Here is a 22,821-nt window from a genome sequence, read left to right as displayed (position 1 = left end):
GAGGTTATTTACCAAATTTAGGATGCCTCTCTAGCCAAACGCTGCATATTTAGTGAGCGGGTACTCAGCCCAGCCTTGGTGAAGCGATACCGCATATATGATGAAATGTCTTCCTCATGTGACGATAAGATGAGCTGGCGGTGCTTCAGCTCACAACGAAGTAAGTCGGTCAAAGATGCCACATTGACTTCGTCTAGAGACTGGGAAGGGTCATCAATAAGGATCAGAGGAACTCGGGCATAGACTTTATTCAGTGATAGGAAGAAGGCCAGGCTAAGCGCCGATACCTGCCCAGAACTCATAGAGAGCACGGCATCATGATCGGATTTTTCGGCAGTTAGGAATCTTAATTGATTACCCTCACGACTTTCGATAAATAAGCCTAGCCCGCGTTGATAGTTTTGAATAAGCCGCCTGCTGTAGATATGAAATATCAACTCTATTTCCGAAATGGTATGGTCAGCGTAGGTTCGCTCTACCTTTTCCAGAGTCCCACGCAGTCTGGTTACCTTCTCGCTTGCTCTCGTTGCAGCATCATTCTCTCGTTGAATTTTTTGCAAAGATTCAAGGGACTTTTGCAGCTTATTATTTCGCGCTTCATTGCCTTTTATGCCGATGTAAAGAACTTTATTTGCCAGCTCTTGTTGCTCAAGGATGTAGAAGTCCTGAATATCTTTGACGACAGAAGTGAGAGTTTGTCTCCAGTCTTCGGGGAGCACCTCTGACTCTATGGTCTTCTTAGTACGCATAGAACTAGTGAGCTCTTGCAGTCGCGCATCTACCTCCTCAGCATTCGCTGTGAATTGATAATTAATCGGTGTGCCGGACGCTTGAAGTCGTTCGGCCATTTGTTCAATACTTGGCAGACGAACTTTTTCAAGGATTAAAGCCGTGTGTAAGGCCTCATTATAATCATTCGACAGAGCCATTTCCCGAGAGTTTATATGGGTAAGTATCGGTGCAAGTTCATCGGTCATGCGGGTTGTCAGACTGACAAAGGTCTTTCATCGTCACTTAATGTATTAGCAATTTTTTTTGTCCGAGCCTCAACCGCATCTAGGGGCTGTTTACCTTTCGGATACATAATTTATTCAGCCCACATAGGCAACCAGATAATGATAAAACCCAGAGCTAGCATACTGGCGTAATTACGCTCCAACTTATCGTATCTTGTTGCTATTGCAAGAAAATGTTTCATTCTGGCAAACGCATTTTCCACCAAGTGGCGGTAACGATATAAACATTTATCAACACGCTTATCGGCTTTTCGACGGTTTTTCTTGTAAGGAATGACCGGTGTTGCGCCTTGTTGTTTCACGGCAAGCCTGAAGGCTTCGCTATCGTAACCTTTATCCGCAATCACAAAATCCGATGGCGGTGACTGTGACACCAGACTTTCTGCATGAACGATGTCGTGTGTTTGACCCCCAGAAAGCTCAAAATGCACAGGTAAACCATAACTGTCCACAGCCAAATTGATCTTGGTTGAACGTCCACTCCGACTTTTTCCTCTCGATTCATTTTCTTTAGAGGCCGCGCCTGCACTGTGTTGATGAGCCCGCATAATACTCCCATCAATGAACAGCCACTCTGTATCAGAATATTCAGATAACAATTTGAATATTAAATTAAAAATATCTTTCTTTGCCCATTCATTAAAACGTCGAAAGACGGTATTCCATTTCCCAAATTCAGGCGGTAAGTCACGCCAGGGACAACCGGTTCTCATGCGGTAAAGGATCCCCTCAAAGGTCAGGTGATGTTCTTCTTTGTGATAAATCAGTCCACTTTGTTGCATGAATACAGCTAGCGTATTCCATAGGGGTTTTGATAACAGGGTTCTCGGCATGATGGTGAGGCATGGTTGGTTTTTGGCGAAAGCAATTATACCCAATCATCATGTTGTTCAATAAGTCCTCTCAAAACGTCAACAGCCCCTAGTAGATCAAGGGGATCACCGCTGATAAAACCAGTCAGTATGTTGTTAATATGACCAATCATCCTCTATTTTTCTGCATTGGAACAGACATGACTTTGAGATCGTGTGCGACGCTGAATTCTGCTTCGGTTTTTTCCTGTAGAGTTTCTAGTGTGATACCTGGCGTATGTTCTTTCAGGATTAACTGCCCCTGTTCAAAGTAGAAGACGGCCAGTTCAGTGACGATCATCTTGACTTTGTTGACGGCGGTTAGCGGTAGGGTACATTGCTTGAGGATCTTTGCGGATCCGTCTTTGGTACAGTGTTTCATTGCAATAATTACTTTGCGGGCACCTGTGACGAGATCCATAGCACCTCCCATCCCGAGCACCATTTTTCCCGGTATCATCCAACTGGCTAAGTTGGCATGTTGGTCAACTTGCAGAGCACCTAGCACACAAGCATCTATGTGACCACCACGTATTAAGGCAAAAGAGAATGCACTGTCAAACATGGCGGCACCGGGCAGGATGCCACAGGGTTTTCCACCGGCATTGACCAGATTCGTATGGGGTTCTGTAACGGGGCCAAGGCCCAGAAAGCCATTTTCTGATTGTAGGGTAATATGAATGTTATCGGGCAGATAGTTTGCGACTAGCGTGGGAATACCGATGCCAAGGTTAACAACATCGCCGTCTTGTAGCTCAAGCGCAATACGATGGGCAATAAGTTGTTTGGCGTTCATTATGAATTTCCTCTCGGATAAACGATGTAGTCGATCAGTGCGCCAGGTGTCATAACGCAGTCCGGTGCAATCTCACCCACTTCAACCAATGCATCCGGCTCGGCAATCGTGATATCCGCAGCCAGAGCGATCACTGGGTTAAAATTACGCGCGCTTAACTGATAAGTCAGGTTGCCCTGATGGTCGGAAAGATGAGCCTGAATCAACGCTAGATCAGCACGCAGTGGGAGTTCCAGCAGGTAGTCTGTTTCGTTGAGGGTTATTTTTTGTTTTCCAGCCTCTACAAAAGTACCCACACCGGTAGGGGTCAGGAATCCGCCCAAACCAGCTCCGCCGCAACGGATGCGTTCAATCAACGTGCCTAGAGGAACCAGTTCCACCTCTATTTCTCCTGCAATCATTTGACGTCCAGTTTCTGGATTAGTACCAATATGTGAGGTGATAACTTTTTTCACTCTATGATTAACAATAAGAGGACCGATACCGAAGTCGACACGGCTAGTATCGTTAGCAATCAGAGTCAGATCTTTTACACCGGAATTTAGTAATGCGGTGATTAAACCAGGAGGCGTACCTACGCCCATAAAACCGCCTACCATGATGGTCATTCCATCATAAAAATGTGTAGCGGTTTGCTGTATGCCAATGAGCTTATTTTTCATTAGCCAGCCTCCAGGAAATCCTGTTTTTCAGGGAAGGGAGGTGGCGATTCTCCAGCTAAAACAATTAATTTTTTCATTTTTATATTTTCCTATAGGGTATCCCTTTCTTCGATCTTCACCAAATAGACAATGATAAGTATAGCTAAAGAGATCATCAGTACAGCTTGCATGATCATCTTTATGTATATATGTACAGAGTATGTGGTGAGAGCTTGTTAATGTATTGTGCAAAATCGGTGAAGACTGAGGGCATAGAAACCAGAATATTCGGGATATAACAGGTACTATGTGACAGAAATACCGTTATTCGGAGTATAAATTGTTGCAGAGTTGGGGCAAAGGGTAAAATGGCTTAATGTGAAGAACTTCTAATGATTTTGGTTCGCTTTAGTCTTATGGGTGTATGGAGCAGGACTGATTTATTAATGCCGAGAGGTACGGCATCGTATTTAACGTCGTACCTTATAATCTATTTACTAAGATAATTGCAGATTAAGATTCCTGAGTGAGATAGTTATAGTTCCGACTTGATTACCGTTGCGGGCATCTTTTCCATAACTAAAATCAAAATATTTCATCTGATCTCCCGCGTTTAGTACCTCTCCATCGCGTGCGATGAGATTTTGACGAAGTATTGTATTAAGGCCATACACATTAGCGTCTTGTGGGGCGACATCAATCACAACCTTTCCTGTATTCTCACCTTTTTGGGTCATGAAATTGAATAGACCTTGAGGATATTCTTTATTGTTAAGATTAAGTGGGTAATTGCTATCATCTGCGGACATGATTTTTAATTCAGGTGCTCCAGCTCCGAGGTTGAAAGGTATTCCCGCTTGGTTAGGGAGATCTGCATCTAGTTACGTTTTTACTTATCCGATCAACCTCCCATTTCCATCAAAATAACAGTTAGGACAGATTTCAGAAGGATGCACATCCTATTACCTTGTCGATGATCCATTCACCTTTCGGCCACGGTCTGGTTAATGTATTCGCTAAAGTTGAGCTTAAATCTGATTGGCGAGAGAGTGCAGCCAGAGTTGTTAATTTTATCGGAACGATATTTTTTACGAGTAGAATATTATATATATAAAGTTATGGTAGAAAAATCGCTGAATGGAATTCAACCCCAAAACTCACTTGGGATTCTGGTTCTAAAGGTAGGAAAGTAAAACGTATGACTGCAAAATTTGAACGGTTGCACCAGCTTGCCCAGCACGCCGATTTTTCGGCTCTTATTCCCCCTTTGGTAGCACTTCCTGCCGATGAAGCACTCGCCATCACAGCGGTTTCTCCACATGCTGATGCTGCTCTGCTACGTACCATTTACAGCAAGCATATTACAGAGCAGCACGATTGGGTTAAACAAGTAGTGGAAGTCTGTGGCCCGCCTCCCTGGATTGTGCGTAGTGCAGGTCTGGAGGATGGTACAATTTTCGTTAATGCGGGGGGTTATGCCAGTGTAATTTGCTATCACACAGCAGATTTTGCCGACACTGTTGCTGAGGTTACCTTCAGTGGATTTGAACCTCATGCTATCGCACAACAACAGCTAATAAACCCTGATTATCAACCGCAGCCAATCATCTGTTTTGTTCAGCGGTTGATTGAAGGCATTCCATCTATAGTGGAACCCTTACAGGCACCCTATCTGACCGCTGATGTATGTCATAGTTTGTACAAAATTATCATGCGGTTACATCAATATTTTTCTGAGGTTGCATTAGATACTGAGTGGGTATTGGAAACAGATCATGGCCTGGTATCGGCCACCGGACTGACCTTGGCCGCCTCTGATGGCGTCCGGGGAGAACTGGCGTTTGGCTTTGGCTTTGCGTCGGCGCAATCGCCCGGTTTAAGGGTAAACTCGGTTGCCTATCATTGGCCGAGATTAGCTGCGCCTTTGTGGTATGGCACGCAATTGCGCCAAGTACATGCAGATAAACTTTGGTTAGTACAGGTGCGTCCTGCACCGGGTTACACGCTTGAACGTCGTGTTCAACGGTTAACAGCCGAGGTACGAACCGAGTTGGCGCGTTGTATGCGCGCAGTACCGGTGACAGCACTATTGCATCCTACCGTTCCTTCTTTAGGCAGCTTCCTTTCTGCATCGACATTGGATGATGCCTGGTCTCGTTACCTGCGTCTCCCCCCATCGGTGCAAACGGCGCTTACCGCTGTCTTCGTTGAATCTGGGGTGGCCAGTGAACATGCAGGCATCATGTTTCGCCAACAAAATTTGCCGGTTTTTCTTACCCAACTAATGGATCTACCCGTTGTTCCCTGGGTAGTTATTGATGGTATGGGTGAATTGGCTTACTTTAGTGCACAAAAGCCGCTTATCGTACTGAAAACGGAAACAGCCGAATCGGTTAATTTGCTTGCCTCAGTACAACGTGTGTTTGACGATAGTGAATCCCTGCCAATAGCGGAACTTACATCTCAATGTATTTCTGATCTTCTGCAAAACGCGTTGACCGGCTTACCTATGTTAACGGAAAAAGCCTATACCACTCTGAAACAACGCACGGTTTTCCCACCAGACACTTGGCTACAAAAAGGTAATGCTGTCCGGAGCCCTGGTTTAACTGGTTGGCTCCTCGCACAGGCAGGTGAGAGAGCCATTGAGTTTCTACCCTCTCATTGGCCGACAACTGATGCAACCGCGGATTATCTCTGTGTTTTCACCGCCAAAAACAATCCGCAATCTGCGTTACCGCGCTTATGCAAGGCTATCCCAACACTTGCAAATAGGATCATCCAACTCAATGATCTGCGCCTGCTTATGCAATTAATCAAAACTGAAGCATGGATTGAAAAATTGCCATCCATCCGGCTGGCTCCATGGGCCGATGCTGCGATAACCACACCGGATGGTGATGTACGCCTGTTGCTGGAATGTATACTCCATGTACTCGCAGATACAGAAATTCTGCCTATTTATGAGGATGCCGATCGGATAAGAATTGTACATTGTTTGATCGGTGCAGTAGAGTCCACGCTTTCTCCAGCCTCTCTATTAGAGGTAATACACCACAGTAAACTAGCACCGACTGCGCTCGCTAGCCTGGTATGTGCACCCAAAGCATTTGCCGCCTATCTGGCTTTTTTGACTCCTCTGAAACGCTTTAAGGTTGCCGCTGCACTGGCTGGAACCAGCGAAGTAGCCGATTTACTGCAAGCTACCGCCAGCCTGATGAAGGCCTTCGATAAAGCAAACTTACCGACATTAAAGGGACTTTGTCGTATTGATCTGGTGGATACTTATGATCAGGTGCTTAAAGCTGTATTAACCGATGTGGTAGATCAGCGTGATCCCATCACCCATCAGTGTTACCTGGATTTGCTGAGTGGTTGGATTGCATTTGCTCAACTGTCGACTCTTTCTGCCACAGAGGAGGCTGCATTACTCTCTTTCTTACGATGGATAGAACGTGCTCGTCATCAATCCGTGCCAGACAATTTTTTGCTTGAGTTAAAAGAAAACATTGTGGAATGTTTGGGTGACGACTTCTTACGCTGGCAAGTTCTAATACCCATTGCCGCCGGTAATATGGCTCCTGATCAACTCCCTATAGAAAATGCACATCAACTGCACAATCTCTTACATCAGTGGATGCTGGCTCGCTTCCGAACTGGATCTGGTTCGGAACTGCCTGCCTCACTACGAAAACTGATAAATATCGCAGATGGCTTTGGCGATGCACGCTCTTGTCTGCTGAGGTTAACGCGGAACATTTTAGAGATTTCACTTCCCTTTGTGGTACACAAGGCCAGCTTCCTCTTCAATGAGAAAGAATTGATAGTTGAGTTTGCCGAACTACCGAACGCTCCGGAAGAGGACATTGGCCGTTTATATGTATTCGAAGCGTTGGCATTGCGTATCGTCGAATGGGAACCTGTATGGCAGGTATCACTGAATCGAGTCTGTCAGTTAGGCACTTGGACACTTTTCTTGCGCATGCAGCGTACTGATGGCGCAGATTGGCAAGCCAAGGATTTACATCAACTGGTGCTCTGGTTACGAGTGTTGTTCGATGCAGCTTACGACTTCTCGTATGTTCCTAACGATGAAGTGTCACATGTATATGAAATGGCTGGTCATCCTCTTTGGCGTGAGCTGTTTCACGCTTATGCCACTTACCGGGCTGCGGTTGATTTTTCTACTCAACGTATCACCGTCTATTCATTGCCATTTGCCACAACGCTGGCAGCACTTTGCCTGAACCAGTCTGTACGCGATGAGGTAACAAGAGCCTGCATTGCCGGTTTTGAAAGTGCCTGGAAAGCCTTTCATTGTATTGTTGAAAAATTGGAGAGAACAGCGGCGGACCAAAACCAGTGGGGGATCCTTCACACCATAGCAGGGCAATTGGGATTGCTGCTTTCAGCGATGTGGCCGGAACAGACACTGATGCGGATGACACAAGCGCCGTTACCACCTGTTGCCGCTGAACGAATGGGTGTCAGTCTGTTACATCGTCGTGACCTGATTGCCACGTTGCAACAGTTGATTACAATGCCGGAAAATGCTGCTTTGCGTGATTTGGTGTTGCACCATGTTCCTGAAATCGCTGTGAGTGCAAGCTCTGCCTCTACAATTGCAGATGAAGTCACAGGTTGGCAAAGAAAGTTTAAGCGCTGCAAGGAATACCTGCTTGCTTATCATGCCAACTTACTCTCTGACAGCCAATGCCAACAATGCGTCAAACAGCTCGGACTGGTGCCCTATGGCATAACTGAGGAAATTGAAACCTCTATTCAACGTGCTCTGTCTCACACAGCAGCAGAGGAAAAAGGCCGTTTTAAACTGGCTGAATTTGACCCTATTGCTATTATTCGTGCCATTAGTATGGAGGCTGGCGCAAGCGTGCTTCAATGCAAATCAGATAGCTTGTCATACAGAAAGATTTTGGGAGAAACCAATTCAATATCAGTGAATTACATTCGGCAATTGATTATCAAAGTCGCCTGCGACACGACGGGTGATAATGCAGAAGAATTAATTGAGAGCGGACAGCTGGAGATCGCTCCACGCGATGCGATTGAATTTGTGGTACGCCTGGAAGCACTGTTTGACTGTACTTTGGGATGGTTGCGATACGAGCCTTTGTCAATAGAGATCAATGAATTTTCAGCAATCGTGAACAATGCTCTCAACGCGCGCGCATCTACTGCATCAACATATTCGTACACGTCACTTTAGAAAAAAGTCCTGGAAGCATTGTATGAAAAGACGGTGAAGCATTTTCCAGAGATGATATTTTTTGATTATTTACCGTTAATTTTTATTGACGGGTTGGGTGTTTTAAAATAAATTTATCAAGCGGTTAACACAGTTATATTCGGCTTGGGAGCCAAGTGATATCTGTTAGCCAAGAGTCTGACTGAACTGTCGCTACAATATTTTCTGAGCAGAGTTCTTATTTTTTTTAACTTGTGTTATCTATTGTCAATATATTGTTGTTGATATAACGCGAATGTGCTCTTTTGGAGATATATGAAAATACTATCTATTATTGGACATCCTAATTTAAGCGATTCTCGTTTAATTGCAGAATTTGTAAGATAATTTCAAGAATTTGGCGTCACGGTTCGTTTATTAGAAAAACAGCATATCAATTATATTTTAAAAGTGGAAGAAGAGCAAAATGAATTAATTTGTTATGATAGGGTTGTACTTGTTTTCCTAATGTTTTGGTATTCAATGCCAGCATTAATAAAAAAATGGATTGATAATATTTTTCCGCTTGGTTTTGCATATGCTCGGGATGGGGATAAGCTTGCAAATAAAGAAATTCAAGTGGTAACTACTGTAGGAACTCCTAAAGAAGGCTATCGTACTGGTAGCTTTAACAATTATACAATAGATGAACTGCTCAAACCCATACAACAAACAGTAAACTATATTAAAGCAAAATACTTACCATCTATTGTAATATATGAATCAGTATTTCTGTCGGAAAACGCCATTCAGAAAATAGTTGCTGATGTATGTTGTGAAATTTCAAGTAAACAGGATAGCTCTGATTTATTATATGAAAAATTACTTTTAAGAACAGAAAATGAAAAAATAAATTTAATTAATCTTGTTGTCATAACTCATAATTTTTTTGGTAAACTGATTAAATAATTGCCCCCGAAAAAAGACATACAGCCTTTTCATCTAAACGGCCTGTAGAAACAGTAAGATAGGCTATAAAACCAATATTGTTCAAGAAGAAAACAAAGTGCATAGGTGTATCGGTATTATGGAAAGCTATTTACTAACATAGGACAGACCAATTTTTAAATTGGATTTTTTATAAATTAATTATGTTCTTAGCATAGGGGAATCTGATCGTAAATTCAAATAAGTTGCTGAAAAATCATAAATAAAGCAACATATGATTGTTTGGCTAGTTCGACAGTTTTTAATTCTTGGCTCAAGGCTACGCTTTGATGTGGCCTTTTTCGTATCTCGATACCATAAGCCAAGTCTTTACGGGATTTGCAAGATAAGGCCACGTTTCTGTGGGTATTCAATCGAATTTCTGAGGTGAGCCCAGATGCAAGATAGTAGAATACATTGGCGTTATAGTGAATTCAGTCAATGTTATTGAGCGTAATGGAATGGGTGCAGCTAATGCTGCTATACGCTGTTAGATGGTTGTAAAAGCATGTGGGCAGTGTATGTTTCAATTTCAGTAGTTTGTTAAGTTGGTCATCTAATCTCCGGCATTCCAAATATGGTTTTAGGATAAGAACTTTTTATAATTAGTCAGTTATAGCGTTGGTGGTGCTATGCAGTATGGATGAATCAGCAATTTGGGAACCAGGGAAACATCCAAATAGAAAAAATAAATGAAATTAAAATTTGCTAATGACCAATCAATGTGATTTAATAGCGTCACTGGTTTGGAAGTACAGACCTACTTTATGAAAAGCAAGTTAAAGCAGTTCACCATTTAGCGCTATCCACGATACCACTTCATTGCGAATTCCTTCTAATTAGTACCCATAAGTAAAACTGAAAAACAGACCTAATATGCCTTATGGCAACTTAAATAAAATTAAAGGAAAATTCTATGTCTAATGCAATGACTGGTTCAGTAAAATGGTTTAATAACGATAAAGGTTTTGGCTTTATTTCTCCGAAAGATGGCAGCAAAGACGTTTTTGTTCATTATTCTGCAATTCAGAGCAATAATTTCAAAACGCTGGAAGAAGGACAAGAAGTTTCATTCTCTATTGAGAATGGTGCTAAAGGTCCATCAGCGGTAAATGTTGTCGTATTATCTTGATTTGATTTGATTTGACTTAACTGCTTAAATCCATTAGCGGCTTTACGATAGCGATGAAGGTGAGAGCCTGAGCAGTTAAAGTTGTTAATAGTAAAAACCCGCTTAATTGCGGGTTTTTCGCATGTGTACCCGCCAAAATGTTACATGCTATTCCTAGCCTATTATAGAAAAAATCCAGCATAAGAAATGTCTACTGAATTATCCTACGGATAAGGGAATATAAGCCTGGATGTCAGATAGAGTGAATCAAAATGTTTTGTCAAAATCTCACTCCATTAGAATGACGAAATAGTCAACTCTGCCACTGATTATTAATAGCGGACATGAGTGCGTCGAGTTGGCTATCTAAGCTGGCATCAATGATCCCAACTTCTGTTTCCAGAATGCAGCCGCCCTGATCGAGGCGATCATCTGCCGTAACTTCTAAGTAGCCGATCTCAGGAAAGTCTTTATGTACCCGGGATATCTGTTCGCGTACTGTTGCGGCCTGTTCAGGATTAACCCGCAGGATGACCTGTTTTTGGTTGCTGACTAATGAGAGGGCCTCACGAACCACCTGTAAGGTAAGGGAAACCTGGTCATAATTCTTCAGGATTTTACGTACAGCTTGCAATACCACATTGCTCATTTGTTGCTCGACTTGTCGGTAATATTGTTGACATTGGAGCTGAGTTTGGTGAATCAAGTTGGCTTGTTCTGCGCGGGCGGCATCAATACCGGCCTGCCAGCCTAACTCTTTTTGTTGCTCATAAACGGTTTGGGCTTCACGTTCAATTTCCTGAGCTTGGATCTGGGCGGCATCAAGCAGAGATTGGGCATTGAGGCAGGTTTGATAGTCTGCTTTACGCAATATCAGAAGTTCAGGAGAAAATTGAAGATGTTCTTTTGTTATTTTAATAAAAGGTAACATTCTGTATTCACTTGTTTAGCCAATTTGAGACACAATGCCTGTGCCAGTGGTCGTTCTGCCTGGCTGACAGGCCAGGCAGGGAGATTGTTATGAGGGGGAAGCCGCAAGCTCAGGCGTTTGGCGAAATCGGCGGGAAAGGGCTCCATAGCCATTAGCCAGAACTGTAAGGCACTGGTACGAAAATAATTCTCATTGATTGTGGTTGGCAATGAACGTTGCCAACCCGCCGGCCAGTTGCCAATGATGATGTCGAGATACTTTAAGCAGAAATGATGCCCCTCTTTCCCAAGTGAATCATGTAAATGGCGAAGTTCTGTCGCCAACAAGCAATGGCGAATAGCTTGCCCGTGAAGCAAGGCTCCTAGCCAGGTCAGAAGCTGTTCTAAGTATGATTGCTCCAGCAAGGCAATGTTTCCCAATCCGGCTGGCAACTCATAATCCACATTCAGGTCAAATTGAGTCAACAATAGGCCATTGATTCTGGGGGAGCTACGCCACTCAGGCAGGGAAGATAAGACTGTAAGCCAATCTGGTGCTAGATGGTTCGCATGAATATAACTGGCAGGGCAAAACCGAAATTGGTAGGGCGTTAATGCTGTTGCCATTATTGCATCCTGCTTCGGTGCCACAGGAACTGAGCCAGATTGCTGATGAATAACAAGGCTAACAATAAAACCAGAATTCCGATCAGGCGGCCTTGTGATTCTTCAGTAACCTGGATAGAGAATAACGTGGAATAGCGTGGTGCTAATGGTACCTGACGCACGCCTGCCGCAGGGACCAATACGACGCTGATGCGGTCATAACTCAACCCTTCAATGCTGTTATTGACCAATTGCTTTATCTGGGGGATATAAGTATCGAGTTGAACGTCAGCTGCGTGTTTGATAAACACAGAAGAAGAGGCCGGCGATAACTTTTTACCCAGTCTGTCTTGTTCCTCCGGCAAGACCACATGTACCCGTGCTACGAGTACGCCATCGATCTCAGAAAGTGTTCGGGCAATCTCCTGCGCTTTGGCGAAGTTGAGCCGCGCTCGCTCTTCCACCGGTGAGGAGATAAGGCCGTCTTTGGGGAAGACATCCTGTAAAGAGGAGAAGTTCTCCCGTGGATATCCTTTCCGTTTTAGTACCTCAACAGCTTGTGCGACATCGGATTCTTCGACTAATAGTTTGATATTGTCATCTTTGTCTGGTTGCTTATCCGAGGAAATACCTGCTTCCCTGAGCAAGGCCAGCATTTCGTTGCCTTCTTTTTGGCTAACTCCAGTATAGAGTTCGATTTTGCATCCTGTCAGCATGAAGACGGCTAACAGGATGCAGATGATAGGGTGTTTCTTCACGGCTCCTCACTGGGCTTTCATTAGGGTTTCAACGTTTTGATTCAATCGTCCTACTGTTTTGGCAATCAGCTCTTCTTGCAGGGTGATCCGCATTAGAGACCACTGCATTTGCATCAGGCTATTGGGATCACTGCCGGGGACGGCCAGCTGTGCTTCCAGCTCTTGTTTAGCCTGAGTAAATTGTTGTCTTAGTTGGCCCAATTCGCTGATCAGGTTGTTTCCAAGTCCCTGATCTTGATTGGACATAGCCAGTTCAAAATGTGCAACATTTTCGGCACTGGCCTGAGGTGTGTTGAGTTCATCCAGGCTGGTTATCAGTGTCTCGCTTAGTTGTGGCAGGTCCATTATTCCTCCAAATCGAGTTTGTGTGAGTTTCGTATCAGGTTATCCACCATACCGTTACGGGGGATCAGCGTTTTCAACTCACTTCGGATTAGGTCACTCAGGTACTCATTACCGTCTAGAGATTTAATCTCGCCGAGTACCTTGAGAAGGACAGTTTCCTGTTGTCGACCTGTGGGCGCGAATTCACGAACAATCGCTCTGAGTTCTGGCAAATCCAGTTGTGGCTTGACGGGCAAGGTCAGGCCACCAAACTGCGACCACAGATGTTCCTGTATTGGGGCAATAAGCTTGCCCTCTAGCTGAGCGCGTTGGGAGGGCTGGCTATCAGTTGGTAAGGTCTGATGCCATTGCCAGACGATTTTTCGTTGTGTCGCCGGATTGAAGTCACTTAAGACTTCTTCCAGAGACGCTCCTTGCATCCAGCGTTGTTGCCGCTCTTTCAGCGTTTGCTGATCAGGCATGAGTTCCAGCGCCTGATCAAAGTCCTGCTTGTGCTTGGCAGTGACCGAAGGCTGTGCTGTTGGTTGTGACAACACGTTATAGGATGGTCTTTCGATCCTATCCATGAGCCAGTTGTTCCCTCATGCCGTCAACAAAGGAGAGCAATTGTGGATCGTCGCTGCTTGCCATTCGCGTCAGCCTTTGTTCCAGGGCTGATGCCAGCCCCAGACGCCATTCACATAAAGCCAGCCAGGGTTCCAGACTGGGCCAGGGAAGATCCCGGCCGAAATCCAGAGCCTGTTGATATTTGCCTTGGTTCGTCAGAGAAGAGAGCCGAATCAGATTTGCGGCTTCTTGCCCCTCTTCGTTTAACATTATCCAGTCGGCAATAGCATTGGCTTCGTCATGGCAGTGGTGGCCGCTCCCAACCAGAGCAATATCTGCCAGTAGCCCTTTGAGTGAACGTGTCATGATTAGATCTTCTGTAATATGCCTTGCATCAGGTCCTTCATGGACCGGGTGACAGTAGAGTTAATGTTGTAGATGACTGACCACTTGTTGATTTTGTGTTGTAAATCAGCTAGCAAAGCGGGGTTATCAGGGCCTTTGCTGAGTTCGGTAATGGCTGCACTGACATCTTCATTTGCCTTATTGGCTTGCACCTTTAGCTGATCAGCAACCTTATCAAGAGTATTGACTGTCTTTGCAGAACTAAAAATCTGAGCCATGATGGCCTCCTTCTGTTGTGTTAAGTATTGTGATTGCAGCTTGGATGGCGTTAGCCTCCTGCTGCCATTGTTGGTATTCTTGTACCGAACCTCCACGTCTCAGGCGTTGTTTGATATCGTTCAACGCCTGAGAGAGGCGGTGTTGAATTTCGTTGACATAAGTGGGATCAGCACCGAACAGTCGTGCCTCCAGGGATGTCATCATAAAGTTGGGCTCCTGTTAAGTTTGACGATAAATTGCTGCTCACCTTTGATAATAACAATGGCATCTCGACGGATAGCTTCGATCCTCAAACCATTTTCTGTTGTTGCTCCGACGGGGTAGCGCAGGTTATTTTTTAGTACCACATACGGTACACGTCCCAGAGAAACCGCCCGGACATCGAAATTGAGTTCATCATTGCGGGAGAGACGCTTGTTATTGAGTAATACCAAGGTGGGGCGGTTGCCAAATTCTTGCTTAAATACTTGCTGCAAGCGGTAGAAATTATGAGCTTGCAGCTCATCCAGTTGACCGGTGAACTCAATACGATCGCTTTTATCCTGGTAAGTCAGCGTGTTGGGTAAATCATGTTTAGCCAATAGCATATCCAGACGCTTGAGATGACCACCGGTTAGCATCGTCTGGTTTTCTATACCAAGTAGGCCCGGAACGTCGCGTTTGAGCAGCGATTCAATGTCATGCCACTGTTGGTCAGGGTCAGTTAATTCTCCAGTAAGGCGGATCCAGCCGGGTTGTTTGCCATTGCTGCTTTTTATCTGGGTATAGCCTAATTTTTGTAAAATGAAATCCACCCCCTGACGCAATTCCTCCATGGTGCGTAACTCCAGTCGATAACTGTGAGAGTGAGTATCAAGATACTGTTGCAGTGCCAACCGTTGGTGGTTGAAATTCACATAACCTTTGAGCAGCAACGGCTCATTATTGGGCATCATTTGTACATTAACCTGACGATAGGCTGAATCTTCATTAAGGAAACGGCGTAGTTCCTGTTCGGCCATACCATGGGATGGGTTGTGCCTTTGCCACCCTTCATGTCCAAGTAGCGCCAGAAAGCCGAGTGCCAGTACCAAACAGAGTATCAGCATCCCGCCGGCAGCCCGGCTACGATTTTGCCGGGCAGGGCGCTGGTGTGGTGTTACCGCCGGTTCAGCGAGTTGATTTGGGAATGTATGCTGTTGGTCACAGAAAGCCCACAGTAACGGCCCTACCTCTTGACGAGCCAGTGCTTGCAGGGAAGCCCCCGGTAATAGTGGTTCGCCATTCTGACTTGGTGCGACTTCTCCGGCCCATTCCAACAGGCGGATTGAGTCTGATTCGACTTCTAAGACGAGGTGCACAGGGGCAACATCTTCATCTACTAGAACGATGTCTGCTTGTAAGGGGTCCGAGCCGATGGCTAAACGTCCTTCAGCTAAATTGACCTCAATACTTTTATTCAGTCCGCGGTAGAAGCGAATTTTCCAACTCATCTGCTCGCCTTATTTTGCGCACGAACACACCAAGTTTCCTTAAGTGAACATTGTTGTTCAATGACTCGCCATCCATAAGTCTTGCCCATTCGGCATGAGGCCAAAAATGAGCTTTTACCTGCTTGCCGTAGCGTTTCTTGTACCTGGCGGGCCGGGGATAAAGGTTGGCATTGTGCACCGCTCAGTACCTTACTCAGAGAAACGCTCTGATTAGAGATATCTTGTGTTGCCAGTAACCGATGGCGCAGATCTTGCCCGTTACCCAGAGCCAGATGATGAGCTATCCCATTATCAATGATCCGTGGTTCAATAATGAACAACCGTACTGAACGCCGAACCTGCTCAGTGGTGCTACGAAATAAGACACCTAGGTAGGGGATATCGCCTAAAAATGGTACTTTACGTAGGTTTTCATACATTTCGTCGCGGTAAATGCCGCCGATCAGCAGGCTTTGCCCATGCCCAACTCTGGCAACGGTATCGACAATGGTTCGGCTGATGGTAGGAATGTCATCTGGGTTTGTACTATTGGGTTTCTGGTTACCATCTTCAATATGCAGACTTAAACTGATTTCAGGAGAATCCCCGATTTGGATGACTCTGGGCGTCATGCGTAGCATGGTGCCATAAGTGAGGCTTTTAAGTTCGGCGACCCGCTCACCATTAATTTTTACGTAATAGGTTTCATTGTGGTCAATAACCGCTTGGGTATTTTCCTGAGTCAGAAGCGTTGGACGGGAAACCACCTGAGCGCTGCCTTTGCTCTCTAATAGGGTTATTTTGGCTAGTAGATAATCCAGGCCTCGGCGATCAACTAAGCTACCCAATGCCGCTGAACCGATGCTCTCCCCTTTTTCCTTTTTCTCCTTGGTAGTGGTGATATCGATAAGATGGCGAGGTCCGGTATTGATGCCTACCTGCCAGTCGACACCCAGTTCAGAAAGGTTGTCGGCGTTGATGTCGACGATGGAAAGTGCGACTTCAATACGGGCAGAGGGTTTGTCCAGTGCATTGATCAAATGTGCGTACATGGACATCCTTTCCGGGGTGTCCCGTACAATGATTGCGTTTAGGGAAGGTTCCGCCTGTACAACGGCCCGGCTTGAATGGTTTCCTCCCATAGATGATGACGTTTCACCAGTAACAGCCGTCACATTGGCATCACTAAGCAAACGGGAGAGAATAGTGGCGATGCCAGGTGCCTCAATATTGCTATCACGATACTGGATCTGACGGTCTGTGACTGAGGCGTATTTGAGTGGGAAAATTTCCACGGTTAACGCCCCCGTTTTTTCGCTACGCAGTAGTGATTGCTGTTCCAGTGCGGATGCAGTCTGATCGACCAGTTCAAGATAACGGGGAGGGCCTGATACATAAACCAGTTGGTTACCTGGATCAGGACGCCAGCCAAAACGGGGTTCCCAAATACCGGAACGTTTCAGGGCTTGCTGTAGCTCTGTTGCGTTGGTTTGTTCAAGCTTAAGGAGACGCGATTGTATTTCGCTGTTTTTGAATACATAAAGCACACTCCCATCGTAATACCAGACCAGGTTATAGAGAGAGGATAAATGTTGCAGGAATTCCTGGGGGTCATCCTGTTCAAAATGACCGTTAACCTGATCGGTCACCTTATCGCTGACAACCACTGATGCGTCATAGTTAGCACCGAAATTAACCAGCACATCCCGCAAGCTTTCTCCTTTTGCCAGATAGTCATAAGGTATGGGCAGCCAATCTAGATCCTGGCTAAAAGCCGAGGGGAGCATCACACCGCTGATACTCAACGCCAACAGTAAAGAACGGCACAGCCGTTGGAACTGTTTCATGGCTGCCATATTACTTGTTTCCATTGAGGGGAAGATTGCGTTTCCGATAATAAGTCCATAATTTGTTCCAGTAAATCGACATGCATAGTTAGCATCTGTTCCAGGATTTGCACATCCAGGCTGTCAGGATCAAGGCGAGCCTCCAGAATAAGATTCTCTGATTCATCCAAGGTCAGTGCGTGGGGCGCATGGCGCCCCCAGCGAGTGACCTGTTGCAGCAGTGTCTTTAGTAGTTCAGTGCTTGATGGATCTTTTGGGTTATGGCGCCAGTTTAGAGGGCTGGATAACACAAGTTCAGTTCCTTGTTGGCGAAGAAACAGGCTGTAGTTATCAATGTGCAAATGGTAATGCCCTTGTTTGTCGGAAACAAAAGGCTTCTGGCCCAAGCGACTGGCCAAATGATTGAGTAGAGTTTGCATATTTCCTCTAATGATTAGGTCGTCGTCGATTGCCAATAAAAACTGTCCTGTGGCAGGCACAGAACTCGAGTGTAAAGCCATTGTTGCAAGTGGATAGCTGACGCACTGTCATACTCTAAGGTAGTCAACCATGACCAGCAGGGTGACAGTGCTTCAGGAACCGGTGTGAAAGCGGTCAGATCACCGCTGGTCTGAAGTGCATCCAGCCCGGTAAACCAGTTGGGCCATGCTTCATTGGCCTGGATTTCCGCTGTCAACAGCTGTTTTTCTAATAGTTGCTTGCGTTGGTTGAGCGCTGTTTGCAAGGATATAACCTCTTGGTGATGTTGTTCCCGGCATTGAGGTGATACGTTTTCAACCTGTTGCCAAAAATGCACCTTAGCACGCAGTTGCCGCTCTTGAATCTGCAACTGATCAAGTTCGATGAACCAGAGTTCTATCTCTGGCTCTAATAGGCGGAGCCACCAATCAAATAGTGGCTGTAGTACCCAATACTGTAAAAGATGCCTGTCGGCCAGGTTAATGTGGTCACCCAATACCGTGTCCCAGTTACATTCTGATTTTGCCGCCGCTCTGATTAGCTGTTGTAGGTCACTACGTTTTAAAGTTTGCCCACAGTTCAGCCGTCTGCGAAACCAAACAGATTTCATTAAGCTTTCCAGAAGATGTCTGGGCAAAAGGCGTTGTAACAGAACAAACTGTTGGTTATTGATAATGTCTCTATTCTGGTACTGAATAGCCGGTGATTTTCCGAGTAACTGCTCTCGGCGCGGAATCCCAGACTGCATGACAGAGATCTTGCGGCCGAGAAACATGCTGGTTCGAGTCTGATTATGGTCTTGCTGGCTCATGCTATGCTCATCTTGCTGCTAGTCACTCTTGTCGATTAGATTAGGAATGGCCTTATTTTATCTGTCAGGCCAATGGTTAACTTGTAAAAAACGTCAGATTATTTTAGCCAATCGTTACTCTTTGCCATACCTGGCCCGACTGGGTGTGCAATCAAAGCGTCTCCGATAGCTTTGAGTAAAGTAGGATTGGCTGGAGAATCCGGCTTCCATTGAGATATCAACAATACTCATCTCGCTATTGAGTAGTAGCTGATGTGCATAAAGAATACGGCGCTCACTGATCCAGGCTCGTGGTGATATGCCGTATACGGAGCGGAATAGCTCCTTGAAAGTGGTTAATCCCATGCCGAATTCTTTAGCGAATTCGCTGAGTTTCCATTCTTTGAGGTAGTGATTTTCCATAAAGCTTTGTAAACGTTCTACCTGGCGATTGCTCAGCTGTCGTAATACTGACATGAGCAAAATCCCTTGCTCCCCAAAAGACAACAACAATAGCAACTCTTCTGTTCTTAATTGACCCAAGGCTGCGGGGTAATCATGAGCCAATAGATCGACCAGCCCGCTAACACTTTGGGATAGTAGCGGAGATGAGGTAAATGCAATCAACTCAGGTGTTGGCACATTATGTCGCTCGACTTCACTGAGCAGAGTACCAAAACGTTGTAGAAAACCATGCAGAAAAGTTGTACTCAAGGGTAACCAGAGTAGCTTGCAGGTATCACTACGAGTTTTTGCTGCGTAACTGCCACGACGAACAAAAAGTAGTTCATTATGAGAGAGATCATAGGTATTGGTACTGTCCTGCCATGTCATCTCACCTTCGAGCAGGATATATATCCCTTCCTGATGATGTTCTATAACGTTGAAGGCAGGCATGCTACGCTGGAATAGAGTGATATCTATTCCCTTCCCTGATGTTGTGATGCCGTTCATTTTATTGTCCTGGATCTATTGGTGTTGTCTTAAAAAAAATATAAATCACGTTATTCTTATTGATATTAAATATATGTTTTCTTTGGTTTTACTACCTGCAATAGACAGGAAGAATAGTTTTGTATGTTTAACTGTATAGTGAGTTGTAAGGTCTTTTAATTAAAACGGTTTTTCTTCTGGTGGCATATTAATGTTCTCGATCTGAATAATAGTATTATTCTCACATTTTATAAACGACAGATGAAAAGCGATCAGTTTTTTTCACATAGTAAAGATTGCCTGTAGATTCCTCACTCTGAGTCATAAATTGGGCTTTTTATCTTGTTTCAATTATTAATTTTCTCCTTTTTATTCAGGTAATGTATAGATGATTCAAAATACGTCAATTATTGTCATGGTTAGCTGAGTATTCATTGATTAAAAGGCGCAGAAGTCAGTGTGCAGCAAGATCTAATAGCTCAAATAACCCTTGCATAATAGTAGATCACTTGATAAGAAATTCAAATCTGGTTTGAACGATTTTATCAATTGATAAAAATAAAGAATCAACCTAACCGAATTGGATTGTTTATTATAATATCGTTTAAGGGACACTTAGCTATCAGTAGCCATCTTTATTTATCTTAAATTTGTTGCAATTATGTGGTTTGATCGCAATGAATTAAGAAAAGAACTTGAGTCGAGTTTTTATCAAGTTGCTTCGTAAAGGTGGTTTAATACGCTATAAACTGAATAAATCTTAAATACTGAGCCGCCGGGAATGATCGAAATATAGCGAACATTGACTTATAGCGCGGTCAGCATAGCGCATCTTACACCTCAAGTAACGCTATTTGACGGCAGGTTACGGCTCAGGAGAGCGATCTTGCCACTGTTCTAACCAGCGTAAAACTTCTGCGGTGGCTTGGATCAGATCAGCAGGAATATAGTGGTCGATGAGGCCATCCTGATAAAGTGCTCGAGCGAGAGGAATTCGCTGTAACACCGGAATACCTTCCTCTTCGGCAATACGCCGGACTTGCAGGGCCTGCGCATCAGTGAACTTGAGCGTAATAAGAGGTAAAGGTGTCTCTCCTTTCTTATAGCGGATACCGACGGCAATATGAGTTGGGTTGGCAACGATCACCGATGAATTTTTGACGCTAGCGCGCATATTGCTTGATTGTAATTCCTGGTGAAATTGGCGTCGCTTGCTTTTGATCTCCGGGCTGCCTTCACTCTCTTTATATTCACGTTTGATCTCATCTTTGCTCATTCTGAGCTGCTTGATATGTTGGTAGTGTTCGAAGGCATAATCGGCAATAGAAATCACGATAAACCCGATACCACATATGGTCATTAGCTGGGTTAACATCATACCGAGTACAGGGATAATACATCTTGTCCCACACTCCGGCAGGTACAGCAGCGCCTGTAGATTACCTTCCAGGGTAATCCAGACTAGGATACAGAGCAGCGTCACTTTGAGTATTGATTTGACGAATTCCATCAGGCTCTTGATAGAGAAGATTCTTTTGGCCCCTTCAACAGGATTGATTTTTTTGATGTCAGGCTTGATGGAATGCCCACTCAACAGGAAGCCGTATTGGGCAAGGTGTGATGCTAACGATAGCAAAGCGGAAACGCTCAGAATTGGCAGGCAGAGATAGACCAACTCCTGCATTAGGTTTTCAACGACATGATTTAAGGCTTGGGGAAAGGGTTTCTCCAGCAAACTAGACGGGATTAGCATCAGTTTACTCAGATGTTCCAAATAGTATTCGGACATGACCATCATCATGCCGATCAGCCCCAAGATTAAGGAGGTTGATACCACTTCGTTGCTTTTGGTTACTTGGCCCTTCTTGCGGGCATCTCTGAGTTTCTTGGGCGTAGGCTGTTCCGTTTTTTCTCCGCTCATTGTGCCTCCAGGACAGGTATTAACATGCGCACAGGAGAAAGCGTTAACAACACTTTGTCATAAGCATGATGCATCAGTAATTGGATATAGATAACCAGTAACAGGCTGGCAATTGCGCTCTTGATAGGCATCGCCAATACGAAAACATTGAGAGATGGAGCGAAACGGCTAATTAGTGCCAGCCCGAACTCTGCAAGAAACATGGCAATTAATAAAGGGGCAGCCATCAGGGCGCAAAGTTGTAACAGATAGCTGAATTGGCCGTAGAAAAAACTGATCCATTGGCTGGTAATGTGGGGGAAAAACTGAGCCACTGGCCAACTGTTGTAACTTTGAAATAAGGCACCAAGTAGACTAAGAAAAGCGCCGCCGGAGAAAAAAAGCGTGATCAGAGTTTGAGTCAATAGCAAACCAGTGGGTGAAGTTTGGCTTCCCAGAGATGGGTTAAGTACCGAAGCCATTGTTGCTCCCCGTTGGTTATCTATAATAAAGCCGGTAGCTTCCATGGCCCAAAATGGGATAGAAGCGATAAAGCCGATTAGCAGACCAAGCAAAACTTCCTTACCGAGTAACAGCGTCAACTCCAGGCTACCAAATGCTGGCAGGGGGGTACCTGCTACTGTTGGGTAAGCATAGAGGGCCAGTGAACAAGCCACACTGTTACGAATCAGTCCACCGCCCAGCATCTGTTTGCTGAGTACAGGAAATATCACAAAACAGCTCATGATGCGGGGCAACAGCAGGGTATAAGAAAGGATTTGTTGCTGGAGCTCTTGTATCATTTGATAAATGGTACCTTGAGAAAGGCCATGTTGGCGAAGCTGTAGAGCTCGTTACCAAGCCAGGTCGCTGTGGCGAACAGGGTAATAATAACCGCAATTAATTTGATGACAAAACCCAGCGTTTGTTCTTGTATTTGGGTGAGTGCTTGGATCAATGAGACTAATGTTCCCACCGCGGCAGCCATCAGTACCGGTGGCAGGGAAAGAATTAACACCAGCCAGAGCGATTGGCTGGTGAAATGCAGAATATCGGCATTACTCAT

24 protein-coding genes and 1 pseudogene are annotated in these 22,821 nt (G+C 44.9%); 3 read left to right on the top strand and 22 right to left on the bottom strand.

Annotation, left to right across the window (positions count from 1 at the left end; genetic code table 11):
* Positions 1-17 precede the first annotated feature (17 nt).
* From ACGF63_RS17260 to ACGF63_RS17235, 6 genes and pseudogenes are all read right to left on the bottom strand, one after another.
* On the bottom strand, positions 18-977 hold the full coding sequence (locus ACGF63_RS17260) for a purine NTPase (protein ID WP_387632285.1): 960 nt from the start codon (positions 975-977) through the stop codon (positions 18-20).
* 110 nt (positions 978-1,087) lie between these two features.
* The gene (locus tag ACGF63_RS17255) at positions 1,088-1,849 is read right to left on the bottom strand and encodes an IS5 family transposase (RefSeq protein WP_387632282.1); all 762 of its coding nucleotides are present in this window, start codon (positions 1,847-1,849) and stop codon (positions 1,088-1,090) included.
* A gap of 148 nt (positions 1,850-1,997) precedes the next feature.
* Complete coding sequence (locus tag ACGF63_RS17250; protein ID WP_387632280.1) at positions 1,998-2,663, bottom strand: CoA transferase subunit B; 666 nt, start codon at positions 2,661-2,663, stop codon at positions 1,998-2,000.
* Positions 2,663-3,325, bottom strand: a complete 663-nt coding sequence (gene atoD, locus ACGF63_RS17245) for an acetate CoA-transferase subunit alpha (protein WP_387632278.1) — start codon at positions 3,323-3,325, stop codon at positions 2,663-2,665. The genes ACGF63_RS17250 and atoD overlap by 1 nt, the downstream gene beginning before the upstream one ends.
* Positions 3,326-3,801: 476 nt before the next feature.
* Positions 3,802-4,113 carry a hypothetical protein gene (locus ACGF63_RS17240; RefSeq protein ID WP_387632275.1) on the bottom strand — a complete coding sequence of 104 codons (312 nt, stop codon included), beginning with the start codon at positions 4,111-4,113 and terminating at the stop codon, positions 3,802-3,804.
* Positions 4,114-4,197: 84 nt separating this feature from the next.
* Positions 4,198-4,414, bottom strand: a pseudogene (locus tag ACGF63_RS17235) (helix-turn-helix domain-containing protein).
* Positions 4,415-4,502: 88 nt separating this feature from the next.
* Between ACGF63_RS17235 and ACGF63_RS17230 the strand changes: the two are divergent.
* From ACGF63_RS17230 to ACGF63_RS17220, 3 genes are all read left to right on the top strand, one after another.
* Positions 4,503-8,531: a DUF6137 domain-containing protein gene (locus ACGF63_RS17230; RefSeq protein ID WP_387632272.1), complete on the top strand. Its 4,029-nt coding sequence runs from the start codon at positions 4,503-4,505 to the stop codon at positions 8,529-8,531.
* Positions 8,532-8,960: 429 nt separating this feature from the next.
* A complete protein-coding gene (locus ACGF63_RS17225) occupies positions 8,961-9,458 on the top strand; it encodes an NAD(P)H-dependent oxidoreductase (RefSeq protein ID WP_387632270.1) in 498 nt (165 codons plus the stop codon).
* 934 nt (positions 9,459-10,392) lie between these two features.
* Positions 10,393-10,608: a cold shock domain-containing protein gene (locus tag ACGF63_RS17220; protein ID WP_065389254.1), complete on the top strand. Its 216-nt coding sequence runs from the start codon at positions 10,393-10,395 to the stop codon at positions 10,606-10,608.
* 292 nt (positions 10,609-10,900) lie between these two features.
* Here the strand turns inward: ACGF63_RS17220 and ACGF63_RS17215 are convergent, their stop codons facing one another.
* From ACGF63_RS17215 to sctS, 16 genes are all read right to left on the bottom strand, one after another.
* Complete coding sequence (locus ACGF63_RS17215) at positions 10,901-11,518, bottom strand: HrpE/YscL family type III secretion apparatus protein (protein ID WP_036842577.1); 618 nt, start codon at positions 11,516-11,518, stop codon at positions 10,901-10,903.
* Positions 11,497-12,123: a Yop proteins translocation protein K gene (locus tag ACGF63_RS17210; protein WP_132352530.1), complete on the bottom strand. Its 627-nt coding sequence runs from the start codon at positions 12,121-12,123 to the stop codon at positions 11,497-11,499. Before ACGF63_RS17210 ends, ACGF63_RS17215 begins: the two co-directional genes overlap by 22 nt.
* A complete protein-coding gene (gene sctJ, locus ACGF63_RS17205) occupies positions 12,123-12,860 on the bottom strand; it encodes a type III secretion system inner membrane ring lipoprotein SctJ (protein ID WP_071880956.1) in 738 nt (245 codons plus the stop codon). The genes ACGF63_RS17210 and sctJ overlap by 1 nt, the downstream gene beginning before the upstream one ends.
* A 6-nt stretch (positions 12,861-12,866) precedes the next feature.
* Positions 12,867-13,205 carry a type III secretion system inner rod subunit SctI gene (gene sctI, locus ACGF63_RS17200; protein ID WP_387632264.1) on the bottom strand — a complete coding sequence of 113 codons (339 nt, stop codon included), beginning with the start codon at positions 13,203-13,205 and terminating at the stop codon, positions 12,867-12,869.
* The gene (locus ACGF63_RS17195; RefSeq protein ID WP_387632261.1) at positions 13,205-13,771 is read right to left on the bottom strand and encodes a YopR family T3SS polymerization control protein; all 567 of its coding nucleotides are present in this window, start codon (positions 13,769-13,771) and stop codon (positions 13,205-13,207) included. Before ACGF63_RS17195 ends, sctI begins: the two co-directional genes overlap by 1 nt.
* Positions 13,764-14,117, bottom strand: coding sequence for a YscG family type III secretion system chaperone (locus ACGF63_RS17190; protein ID WP_387632259.1), 354 nt, complete (start codon positions 14,115-14,117; stop codon positions 13,764-13,766). Before ACGF63_RS17190 ends, ACGF63_RS17195 begins: the two co-directional genes overlap by 8 nt.
* A gap of 2 nt (positions 14,118-14,119) precedes the next feature.
* The gene (gene sctF / locus ACGF63_RS17185) at positions 14,120-14,374 is read right to left on the bottom strand and encodes a type III secretion system needle filament subunit SctF (RefSeq protein WP_387632256.1); all 255 of its coding nucleotides are present in this window, start codon (positions 14,372-14,374) and stop codon (positions 14,120-14,122) included.
* Entirely contained in the window at positions 14,358-14,579 is a 222-nt protein-coding gene (locus tag ACGF63_RS17180) for an EscE/YscE/SsaE family type III secretion system needle protein co-chaperone (RefSeq protein WP_387632254.1), read from the bottom strand. The genes sctF and ACGF63_RS17180 overlap by 17 nt, the downstream gene beginning before the upstream one ends.
* Complete coding sequence (gene sctD, locus ACGF63_RS17175) at positions 14,576-15,847, bottom strand: type III secretion system inner membrane ring subunit SctD (protein WP_387632252.1); 1,272 nt, start codon at positions 15,845-15,847, stop codon at positions 14,576-14,578. The genes ACGF63_RS17180 and sctD overlap by 4 nt, the downstream gene beginning before the upstream one ends.
* The gene (sctC, locus tag ACGF63_RS17170) at positions 15,844-17,682 is read right to left on the bottom strand and encodes a type III secretion system outer membrane ring subunit SctC (protein WP_387632249.1); all 1,839 of its coding nucleotides are present in this window, start codon (positions 17,680-17,682) and stop codon (positions 15,844-15,846) included. The genes sctD and sctC overlap by 4 nt, the downstream gene beginning before the upstream one ends.
* Positions 17,670-18,092, bottom strand: coding sequence for a YscB family type III secretion system chaperone (locus tag ACGF63_RS17165; protein WP_387632246.1), 423 nt, complete (start codon positions 18,090-18,092; stop codon positions 17,670-17,672). Before ACGF63_RS17165 ends, sctC begins: the two co-directional genes overlap by 13 nt.
* Positions 18,093-18,106: 14 nt before the next feature.
* Entirely contained in the window at positions 18,107-18,943 is an 837-nt protein-coding gene (locus ACGF63_RS17160) for a T3SS regulon anti-activator ExsD domain-containing protein (protein ID WP_387632243.1), read from the bottom strand.
* A gap of 114 nt (positions 18,944-19,057) precedes the next feature.
* Complete coding sequence (locus ACGF63_RS17155; protein WP_036842601.1) at positions 19,058-19,876, bottom strand: AraC family transcriptional regulator; 819 nt, start codon at positions 19,874-19,876, stop codon at positions 19,058-19,060.
* An 844-nt stretch (positions 19,877-20,720) separates the two neighbouring features.
* Positions 20,721-21,776, bottom strand: coding sequence for a type III secretion system export apparatus subunit SctU (gene sctU / locus ACGF63_RS17150; protein ID WP_387632239.1), 1,056 nt, complete (start codon positions 21,774-21,776; stop codon positions 20,721-20,723).
* Positions 21,773-22,558, bottom strand: a complete 786-nt coding sequence (sctT, locus tag ACGF63_RS17145; protein ID WP_036842604.1) for a type III secretion system export apparatus subunit SctT — start codon at positions 22,556-22,558, stop codon at positions 21,773-21,775. Before sctT ends, sctU begins: the two co-directional genes overlap by 4 nt.
* A complete protein-coding gene (gene sctS, locus ACGF63_RS17140; protein ID WP_036842608.1) occupies positions 22,555-22,821 on the bottom strand; it encodes a type III secretion system export apparatus subunit SctS in 267 nt (88 codons plus the stop codon). Before sctS ends, sctT begins: the two co-directional genes overlap by 4 nt.

The sequence above is a fragment of the Photorhabdus sp. RM322S genome (genome assembly GCF_042879395.1).
Classification (GTDB): domain Bacteria; phylum Pseudomonadota; class Gammaproteobacteria; order Enterobacterales; family Enterobacteriaceae; genus Photorhabdus; species Photorhabdus khanii.
This window is presented reverse-complemented; position numbering and strand designations above follow the sequence as displayed.

Coding starts and splice junctions, on each gene's coding strand:
- ACGF63_RS17260 (WP_387632285.1), bottom strand. CDS start 977: ATGACCGATGAACTTGCACCGATACTTACCCATATAAACTCTCGGGAA.
- ACGF63_RS17255 (WP_387632282.1), bottom strand. CDS start 1,849: ATGCCGAGAACCCTGTTATCAAAACCCCTATGGAATACGCTAGCTGTA.
- ACGF63_RS17250 (WP_387632280.1), bottom strand. CDS start 2,663: ATGAACGCCAAACAACTTATTGCCCATCGTATTGCGCTTGAGCTACAA.
- atoD (WP_387632278.1), bottom strand. CDS start 3,325: ATGAAAAATAAGCTCATTGGCATACAGCAAACCGCTACACATTTTTAT.
- ACGF63_RS17240 (WP_387632275.1), bottom strand. CDS start 4,113: ATGTCCGCAGATGATAGCAATTACCCACTTAATCTTAACAATAAAGAA.
- ACGF63_RS17230 (WP_387632272.1), top strand. CDS start 4,503: ATGACTGCAAAATTTGAACGGTTGCACCAGCTTGCCCAGCACGCCGAT.
- ACGF63_RS17220 (WP_065389254.1), top strand. CDS start 10,393: ATGTCTAATGCAATGACTGGTTCAGTAAAATGGTTTAATAACGATAAA.
- ACGF63_RS17215 (WP_036842577.1), bottom strand. CDS start 11,518: ATGTTACCTTTTATTAAAATAACAAAAGAACATCTTCAATTTTCTCCT.
- ACGF63_RS17210 (WP_132352530.1), bottom strand. CDS start 12,123: ATGGCAACAGCATTAACGCCCTACCAATTTCGGTTTTGCCCTGCCAGT.
- sctI (WP_387632264.1), bottom strand. CDS start 13,205: ATGGACCTGCCACAACTAAGCGAGACACTGATAACCAGCCTGGATGAA.
- ACGF63_RS17195 (WP_387632261.1), bottom strand. CDS start 13,771: ATGGATAGGATCGAAAGACCATCCTATAACGTGTTGTCACAACCAACA.
- ACGF63_RS17190 (WP_387632259.1), bottom strand. CDS start 14,117: ATGACACGTTCACTCAAAGGGCTACTGGCAGATATTGCTCTGGTTGGG.
- sctF (WP_387632256.1), bottom strand. CDS start 14,374: ATGGCTCAGATTTTTAGTTCTGCAAAGACAGTCAATACTCTTGATAAG.
- ACGF63_RS17180 (WP_387632254.1), bottom strand. CDS start 14,579: ATGATGACATCCCTGGAGGCACGACTGTTCGGTGCTGATCCCACTTAT.
- sctD (WP_387632252.1), bottom strand. CDS start 15,847: ATGAGTTGGAAAATTCGCTTCTACCGCGGACTGAATAAAAGTATTGAG.
- sctC (WP_387632249.1), bottom strand. CDS start 17,682: ATGGCAGCCATGAAACAGTTCCAACGGCTGTGCCGTTCTTTACTGTTG.
- ACGF63_RS17165 (WP_387632246.1), bottom strand. CDS start 18,092: ATGCAAACTCTACTCAATCATTTGGCCAGTCGCTTGGGCCAGAAGCCT.
- ACGF63_RS17160 (WP_387632243.1), bottom strand. CDS start 18,943: ATGAGCCAGCAAGACCATAATCAGACTCGAACCAGCATGTTTCTCGGC.
- ACGF63_RS17155 (WP_036842601.1), bottom strand. CDS start 19,876: ATGAACGGCATCACAACATCAGGGAAGGGAATAGATATCACTCTATTC.
- sctU (WP_387632239.1), bottom strand. CDS start 21,776: ATGAGCGGAGAAAAAACGGAACAGCCTACGCCCAAGAAACTCAGAGAT.
- sctT (WP_036842604.1), bottom strand. CDS start 22,558: ATGATACAAGAGCTCCAGCAACAAATCCTTTCTTATACCCTGCTGTTG.
- sctS (WP_036842608.1), bottom strand. CDS start 22,821: ATGAGTAATGCCGATATTCTGCATTTCACCAGCCAATCGCTCTGGCTG.